Origin of the sequence: Archangium sp. (assembly GCF_036388035.1) — a bacterium.
Lineage (GTDB): Bacteria > Myxococcota > Myxococcia > Myxococcales > Myxococcaceae > Archangium.
The window spans coordinates 1-7,747 of record NZ_DASVSO010000061.1 but is presented as its reverse complement, the minus strand read 5'-3'; the positions used below and the strand labels follow the sequence as shown (position 1 = coordinate 7,747).

Here is a 7,747-nt window from a genome sequence, read left to right as displayed (position 1 = left end):
GCCGGGTCATACGCCTCCACCGAGGCGAGCACGCCGCCAGCACTGTCGCGACCGCCCAGCGCGAGCACCCGCCCCGAGGGCAGCAGGACGGCGGCATGACGGCCGCGAGGCACCCCCAGGTTTCCGACGGCGCTCCACTGCTCCGAGGCCGGGCTGTACACCTCGGCGGTGTGCCCGCTCTCCTCGCCGCCCGCCACCAGCACGCGGCCATCCTCCAGCCGCGTGGCGGTGTGGTAGCGGTGGGCGATCAGCGCATCGCCCGTGCGCGACCAGGTCTTGGAGGCCGGGTCATAGACCTCCGCGGTGCGATTGAAGCCGCCCACCACCAGCACGCGGCCATCCTTCAACGGCGTGGCGGTGTACAGCAACCGGCCCTGTTGCAGGTTGCCCGTCGGCTGCCAGGTGGGCTCCTCGTCCGCGCTCACCTGGAGGGCGGCGCGTTCCGTGGACTGCGGCTCGGCGCGTGGCGGTTGCCGCGTGTCGCCGCAGGCCACCAGGGCCAGCAGGGTCAGGGCCGCGAGGCCTCTGGGTAGCAATTCAAGATGCGAACTCGTGGGACTCCGCATGGGGGTGGGGCCTTTCTCGTACTCGGTCACGGATGTGGGGCTGAGCCCACCTCGCTTCCGGCGGGGTGGGCCGGAGCAGGGCATCAGCAAATCGCGTACCGGTACGAGGAGCGGGGCGCGGGCTCTCGGCGCCGCCGCCCCCCTTGGCCTTTCCCTGGCCCGTCGACATGTCGCCTCGGGAAGGTCGACATGTCGACTCTGGCGGGTCGACACGTTGGCCCCTTCAGTGAGGCCACGGCTCTTCAGGTGGCCCTCACCTCAGAGGGAGCACGTGATGGCATCGAGCATCGTGACGTTGGAGTTTCCCGTCACCGACCAGTTGCCAATCCCGCCCGTGCCATTGATGAAGGTATAGGTCGACGAGCGGAGGCTGGTGACCTGGCCCTGTGCACCCACGTGACCGTGGTCCTGGCAGTAACGGCGGGCGGTGTCCGTGGGACTCGAACCCGACGTGGGATAATAGGTCCCCACGTAATAGCCGTTCACCGTCGGGCCCCGGTAGGTCACGCCAGAACCGATACAGGTGATCGAATCGAGCATCGTGACGTTGGCGTTTCCCGTCACCGACCAGTTGCCATTTCCGCCCGCGCCATTGATGAAGGTATAGGTCGACGAGCGGATGTTGGTGACATAGCTCTGCACATCGACATGATTGCGATCATGGCAGAAGCGGCGGGCGGTATCCGCCGCAGTGGAGCCAGACGTCGGATGGAGCGTCCCCACGAGGTACCCGTTGACCTTCGGCGCCGAGTAGGTGAACCGGGTGTCGGAGCAGGTGATCGAATCAAGCATCGTGACGTTGGCGTTTCCCGTCACCGACCAGTTGCCAATCCCGCCCGTGCCGTTGATGAAGGTATAGGTCGACGAGCGGATGGTGGTGACCTGGTTCAGCGCACCCACGTGACCGCGATCCTGGCAGAAGCGGCGGGCGGTATCCGCCGGGCTCGAGCCAGACTTGGGATAGTAGGTCCCCACGAGGTACCCGTTGACCGTCGGGCTCGCGTAGGTGACATCCGCCGCAAGGGCTGACGGCGAAAAGCCAAGCGACACGCACAAGAGCGCGAGAGACGAGAGAAGACGCACACCCTGCTGACTCATCTTTAATCCTCCAGGAATTCCAGAAAGTGGCGGACAGTAATGAATTCCCTGGATGGCTGGAAGAGGATGATTCGAACAGTGGCCGAAGTCCGATGAACAGCAGGACCGAACAGGGCTCAAGGCCAGCGCCGGACGGCGGCCGCCGGAAGTTGCTGCCACAGTCGGACGGCGCCGGGGGTGGAGCCGGGCAGCTTGTTCGCGTGCCCCGTATGTCCGCCGAGGACGATGCACACCGACAGCTTGCGGCCGTCTGGTAGAAGCGCCTCGGTGTAGCGCCCCAGAACGGACTCCACACCATCCCGATCCAGGATGCCAGGGCCCGTCCAGAGTCGCCCGTACAGGAGGGTACCGCCGGGCAGTTGCGGTGGAGACCATTCGTTCTGGAACACGCGGCCGACGATGGGGCCGTCTTGGTAGGTGCCCTCATCGTGCGGGCCTCCGGGCTGGTGGATGTCGATGATGGCCTCAAGCCGCATGCCCTCGTTGAGCTTCAACACCTCGAACATGTTGTGCTTGGCCTCCTCGGAGCAGTTTTCCGGCTCTGGCCTCACCTGAGCGGCGGGGCAGCCCAGGTTGGTGGCGGTGCACAGCCAGAGGGCGAGGAACCTGAGACTCGAGCTGCCGCGGGTGGGGGCCGCGTCTTGAGGCGGGGGGGAGGTGGGCACGGGCGCGCTTCCTTTCTCGATGGCGACGGAGGTGGTGGGCTCCGCCATGGAGGGCGAAAGGAGTGTGGATCGCACCAGCCATGAGGCAAGGAAGAGGACCAAGAGGAGCAACACGCTCATGGTGGCGAGCCGCCACGTGCGGCGCTCCTGGGGCGGAGGGTCCTCCTGGCGGGTCTCCGTGGGGAGTTGAGCCTCCTCGAGAGGGGGAGCCGCTTCCGGCCTGGGCGCCTGCTGCTGGGAGTCCTCCAAAAGGGGAGCTTCCTCCTCCGTGCGCGCCTCCTCTTGCGGTCGGCGGGCCAGCCACGCCTCCTTCTCCTCGACCGTCGCCTCCACCGGGGCCTTCGCGGTGGACGCGATGAGCGGCACCTTCCACGCGGGAGCGGTGCGCTCCTTGCCCGTCGCCCACAGGGCCTGAAGCAGTGCCGTCGTGTCGGGGTAGCGCGCCTCGGGCTGCTTCTCCAGCAGCTTCATGACGATGTCACTGAGGGAGCGCGGGGCGCGTGGGTTGACGAGGTGGGGCGCTGTCGGCGGCACGGTGGCAATGGCCGTCGTCAGCGCCTTGTCCGACAGGTGGGGGTCGAATGGATGTCTGTCCGTGAGGCCCTGGTAGAGCAAGATGCCCAGGGCGTAGAGGTCCGCCGGCACGCCGCCATTGAAAGGAGTGCCCTGCCTCCACACCTCACTGCGCGTGTACTCGAGGAGCTCGGGCGGCAGCAGGTGGAACACGCCGGGTGGCACCCCCAGGGTCTGCGCGAACGTGCCCGGCATGCGCACGTTGCCGAAATCGATGAGAAAGACGTGCTCATCCTCCCGGCGGATGAGGAGGTTCTCGGCCTTCACGTCACGGTGGTACGCGCCGTGCTCATGCAGCGTACCGACGGTGCGCACCACCTCGGAGTAGACGTCCACCAGCCTCGCGGCGTGGGGGTTCGTCCTCCAACGCCACACGTGCCAGTCGTCTCCTTCCACCAGGTCGGTGACGATGAAAGGAAAGCCGTTGCCAGGGTGGGGCCAGGAGTCCACCGCATGCACGCGCACCAGGTTGGCGTGGGGCGAGCACGTGAGCAGGGCCGCGGCCTCGCGTGCCATCCGCATGGCGGCTTCCTCCGCTCCCGGCATTTCTTCCGTGGGGGAGAGAGGCCGCAGCGCGACCTTCATCGAGTAGAAGAGGCCCGCGCGCTCCACCTTGAAGACACGGGCCGAGCCGCCGACGCCCAGCCTCTCCACCACCTGCCAGGGGCCCACCCTGTCGCCGGGCTGGAGGTGGTCCGGGTGAAGGACTTCAGTCATGGGCCGGCCCTCCTACAGCGCGACTTGGGTAATGGGAAGGAGCCGCCCGCCCTCGGCGTCCAACAGCTCCAGTTGGAAGTGGCCTTCGGTGGAATCAGGTGGCTCCACCAACACGGCCACCAAGGCGGACTCCCCCGCCTGGAGTCGCGGCGTCTCCATGTGCACCGAGAGCACCTTCACCGGGGTGCCCTTCGTGCTGGTGAGCCGGGCCGTACCGGGCGCCCAGGCTGGCTGTCCCGGCAGGTTCCGCACGCGGACGGCCACCATGGCCCAGTTCGTGGCTCGATAGCCGGTGCCTTGCCCTGGTTCCAGGCCGCCCTTGTAGCCGACAGCCGCCTTCCCCCAGAACTGTTTGGCCCGGACGTCCTTCGAGTCCAGCAGCCCCGAGAACGCGAGGTGGGGGAGCCCGCTCCGCGCGCACTGGGTCTTGAGCACGACGAGCTCGGCCTCCACGTGGGCCAGCCTTGCTGCCAACGCCTCGACAGTGCGCGGGCGGCGAACGACCTCCACCTCCTTGTCCACCAGCGTGGGGTGGGAGACGAGCACGAGGGTGGCAGACGCTGGGGTGCCGCCGTCCTTGTAGCGCACCCGTACGAGCAGCCTCTCCTCGGGGTCCAGCTCGGCAGCGGGTTCGAGCGCGAGGGTGTACTCACCCGGGTCCACGAGCTTGAAGCGCGTCGCCCGCCCGTCCACCTCCAAGGAGGCCTTGTCGATGGGGACGTTGAAACGCAGGTAGGTGGTGACCTTGGCCGCCACCCGCACCTCGGGCACGGGCTCGTTGGGGCCGCTGGGGACGACGACTTGCCGCTGCTGCTGCTCGCGGACTGGGGGCAGGGACGGGGACTGCTGTGCCGCCGCTGTCGCCCCCGTCAGAAGGAGAGCGAGCAATAACCACGGGAGAAGTCGTACCAGAGCGGAATACCTCCAGAGTCCACCCTAGCAGAGGTCGCCCCCGTAACGGTCAGCTCGGCGCCTGCCGCTCCGCGAGGAGGGGAGTGCTACAGGCGGCTACGAATTTGCCCAGCCTTGTATCCCGGATGAGAGTGCCCGGCATCGGCGCCTTGGCCCGCCGAGATCCACTCCTCCCTGGAGCCCGCATATGAAGAGTCTCCTGACGATCGTGGCCGCTTTCGCGGTGGCGACCGCGCCGGGTGGCGACGCGCGGCACCTGCTCCGCGTGGACCTGGACACCGCGGCGCTCTCGACGCTGCCCTCCACGTGTTTTCGGACGCCCGTGAGGGCCCCGGAGGCCTCGCCTGCTTCGGAGCGGAGCTCGACCTGGGTGCTGCGCGATGACGGCGAAAGCGGCTCGAGCGTGCTCGAATCCGGCGCGCCTTCCTTCGTGCTGGGCGACGCGGGGCGGGTGACGTTGCCCCAGCAGCTCACTGGGTCGGATGACCGCTTCTCCTTCCAGGACTTCCAAGCGCGCCTGGAGGGCACGAGCGTCATCACCCGCCACACCTCGGCGGAGCTCGTGCTCACCCCCGGCGAGGAGGGCTGGACGGGCACGCTGACGTTGAGCGTGCGAGATGCGTGTCGCGGCGGTACGTGTCAGCTCGCCTGTGAGGTGATGCTGCCGTTCACCGCCAGGCCCGTTCCGCTTCACCTCGCGAGCGCGGCGCGCTGAGCCCGGCTCGGCCTACTTCTTCTCGGAGGTGGTGGCGGGCTCGGTGGCGGCCGGGAGGATGACGGTCAGCGTGGTGCCCACGCCCTCGCGGCTCTCCGCGCGCAGCGAGCCGCCCAGGCTCGTCACGATGGCGTGGCTCACCGACAGCCCCAGCCCCGTGCTCGCCGGCCGCGTGGTGAAGAAGGGCTCGAAGAGGCGCGCGAGCACCTCCGGCGACATCCCCGCGCCCGTGTCCTGGATTTCCACCACCACCTCGCCCGCCGGCCCCGTGTACGTCGCCACCCGCAGCAGGTTGCGCGCCGCGTCCAGCTCGCTCATCGCCTGCACCGCGTTCTGCAGCAGGTTGAGGAAGACCTGGCCCAGCCGCGCCGCGTCCCCCTCCACCGCGGGCACCGGCCGGAAGTCCTTCTCCAGCCGCGCCCGGTGCCGCAGCTCGCCGCGAATCAGGCTCAGCGTGTGCTCCAGCACTGGCACCACGTCCACCCATTCGAGCTGCTCGGGCGGCGCGCGCGACAGCATCCTCAGGTCCTGGACAATGGTCTTCAGCCGGTCCGCGCCATCGGTGGCCTCGACGAGCGCCTCCACCACGTCGCCCAGGTCCTGCGCCAGCCCGTCCCCCCGCGCGTGCAGCGTCTCCTTCACACGCGCCAGCTCCTCGCGCGCGAAGGCGAGGTTGGCCAGCATGTAGGCCAGCGGGTTGCCCATCTCGTGCCCCACGCTCGCGGCCAGCGAGCCGAGCTGGGCCATCCGGTCCGCCTTGAAGAGCTGGGCCTCCATCTTCTTGCGCGCCGTCACGTTCTTGGCGAAGACGCGCAGGCCCTCGGGGTCCACCAGCGGCGCCACCGACAGCTCCCAGTGGTGGCCCCCCAGGCTCACCGTGGGCGGCGAGTCGCCCGCCGCCGCGCCACGCCGCGCCCACGCCAGGGCCGCCTCCACCAGCGGGTGGCCCGCGCCCCGCACCAGCAGGTCCGGAAAGGCCGTGTGCGCCGCCGGGTTGGCGTAGCGCAGCGTGCCGTCCGGGCCCAGCTCCAGCATCGGCTCCGGGTGCAGCAGCGGGAAGGAGGCCAGCCGGTACAGCTCCTCCTCCAGCGCGCGCAGCTCGGTGACGTCCCGCACCAGCAGCGCCGTGGTGGGGCCGCCCGACTCTCCCGCCAGCGGCGCGCGCACCGTGGCCTCGGCCGCGTACCAGCGCGTCTCGCCGTCCACCTCCAGGCGGTACTCCACCCGGCCCCCCACGCCGCTGTGCCGCGCGGCGCGCGCGAGCGCCACCAGCGCGCCCCCCGCCTCGGGCCCCAGCACCTCCTCCAGCGGCCGCTCCTCGACATGGCGCACGTCCCGCCCGAAGGCCGAGCCCGTGGGCGTCCACAGCCGCAGGCCACGCTCCCGCGCGTCCAGCTCGGCCGCCAGGTACTCCGTGTGGCGCGGGGCGCGGGAGGCCAGGGGCCGGGGCACCGGCGTGGTCGAGAGGACGAAGCCCTCGCTGTCGAAGAGGCCCAGCAGCGGCTCCAGCCCGGCGCCGCCGCGCGCCAGCGTGGTGAGGATGGACACCAGCGCCGCCGCGTCCGCCTCCGGCAGCCGCGAGGTGAGGATGAGCCCGTCGGCGAGCGTGGGCTCGGTGAAGGCGAAGGGGATGAGCCGGCGCTCGTCCGCGCCCAGGTGCTCGGCGAGGTAGGCGCGGACGGTGTTCTCCTCCGGGTGGCTCGAGTAGATGGCGGCCACGTCCGCCTCGCCGGTGAGCACCGCCACCAGCGCCTTGCGGTAGGTGCCGTAGTGGCGCTCCTCGGCGAAGACGTCCGCCGGGACGAGCCCCCGGGACAGCAGGTAGCGCACGGGCAGCAGGTAGCCGCCCGTGGAGCGAGGGGCCACCCAGGCGGCGCGCGTGCCCTTCAGCTTCTCCAGGGTGTGCGGCTGCTCGGCCCGGCACACCAGGGCCGCGTGGTAGTACCAGCGCCCGGCGCGCACCGCGCGCAGCACCGCGCGCGCCTGGGGCTCGAAGGCGGTGCACTGCTCGGCCGTGCCCCACGCCAGGTCCACCCGGCCCTCGGCCAGCTCCCGCTCCAGGGCCTCGTACGAGGGCGCCAGCTCCACCACCACCGGACGGCCCAGCCGCTGGGTGAGGGCTCGCCCGAAGAGCTCGGCGCGCACGTGCTCCTTCACCTCGCCGAGGGACGGAGAAAGGAGGAAGCGGATGGGCGCGGCCAGTGGCGTCACGTACGGCTCCCCCAGGGACGCTCCGGGACTCCGGGAGCGCCTCTCGTCCGGAAGCATGCCGGACGTTCTGGGAGCGCGCACCTTTCACCCGGCACCGCACCGGGCCGGGGGCGCCGGGGTTACGACCTCACCCGAAAGAAACGCTGTCTTGGCTCAGGCGTAGACCTGGTCCGTCTCGGACACGTCCACCCGCCGGTTGAGCTGTTCGAGCCGGCTGTAGCGCGCCTGCAGCATCTCGCGGTAGGCGCGGTGGTCGGCGTGGGCAATCTCCTCGAGCAGCGCTTTCAGGG

General features: G+C 70.1%; 6 protein-coding genes. 1 reads left to right on the top strand and 5 read right to left on the bottom strand.

The window, feature by feature from the left end; all coding sequences use genetic code 11:
* The 4 genes from VF697_RS02710 to VF697_RS02695 all read right to left on the bottom strand — a co-directional run.
* A partial coding sequence (locus VF697_RS02710; RefSeq protein WP_331091895.1) for a kelch repeat-containing protein occupies positions 1 to 536 on the bottom strand: 536 nt, incomplete at its 3' end.
* 288 nt (positions 537 to 824) lie between these two features.
* Entirely contained in the window at positions 825 to 1,664 is an 840-nt protein-coding gene (locus VF697_RS02705; protein WP_331091894.1) for a hypothetical protein, read from the bottom strand.
* 116 nt (positions 1,665 to 1,780) lie between these two features.
* A complete protein-coding gene (locus VF697_RS02700) occupies positions 1,781 to 3,619 on the bottom strand; it encodes a serine/threonine protein kinase (protein WP_331091893.1) in 1,839 nt (612 codons plus the stop codon).
* A gap of 12 nt (positions 3,620 to 3,631) precedes the next feature.
* Positions 3,632 to 4,507, bottom strand: a complete 876-nt coding sequence (locus VF697_RS02695) for a DUF2381 family protein (protein WP_331091892.1) — start codon at positions 4,505 to 4,507, stop codon at positions 3,632 to 3,634.
* 211 nt (positions 4,508 to 4,718) lie between these two features.
* On the opposite strand from VF697_RS02695, the gene VF697_RS02690 reads away from it, so the two are divergent.
* Positions 4,719 to 5,246 carry a hypothetical protein gene (locus VF697_RS02690; protein WP_331091891.1) on the top strand — a complete coding sequence of 176 codons (528 nt, stop codon included), beginning with the start codon at positions 4,719 to 4,721 and terminating at the stop codon, positions 5,244 to 5,246.
* Between the two features lie 12 nt (positions 5,247 to 5,258).
* Here the strand turns inward: VF697_RS02690 and VF697_RS02685 are convergent, their stop codons facing one another.
* Positions 5,259 to 7,457, bottom strand: a complete 2,199-nt coding sequence (locus tag VF697_RS02685) for a sensor histidine kinase (protein WP_331091890.1) — start codon at positions 7,455 to 7,457, stop codon at positions 5,259 to 5,261.
* Positions 7,458 to 7,747: the final 290 nt, after the last annotated feature.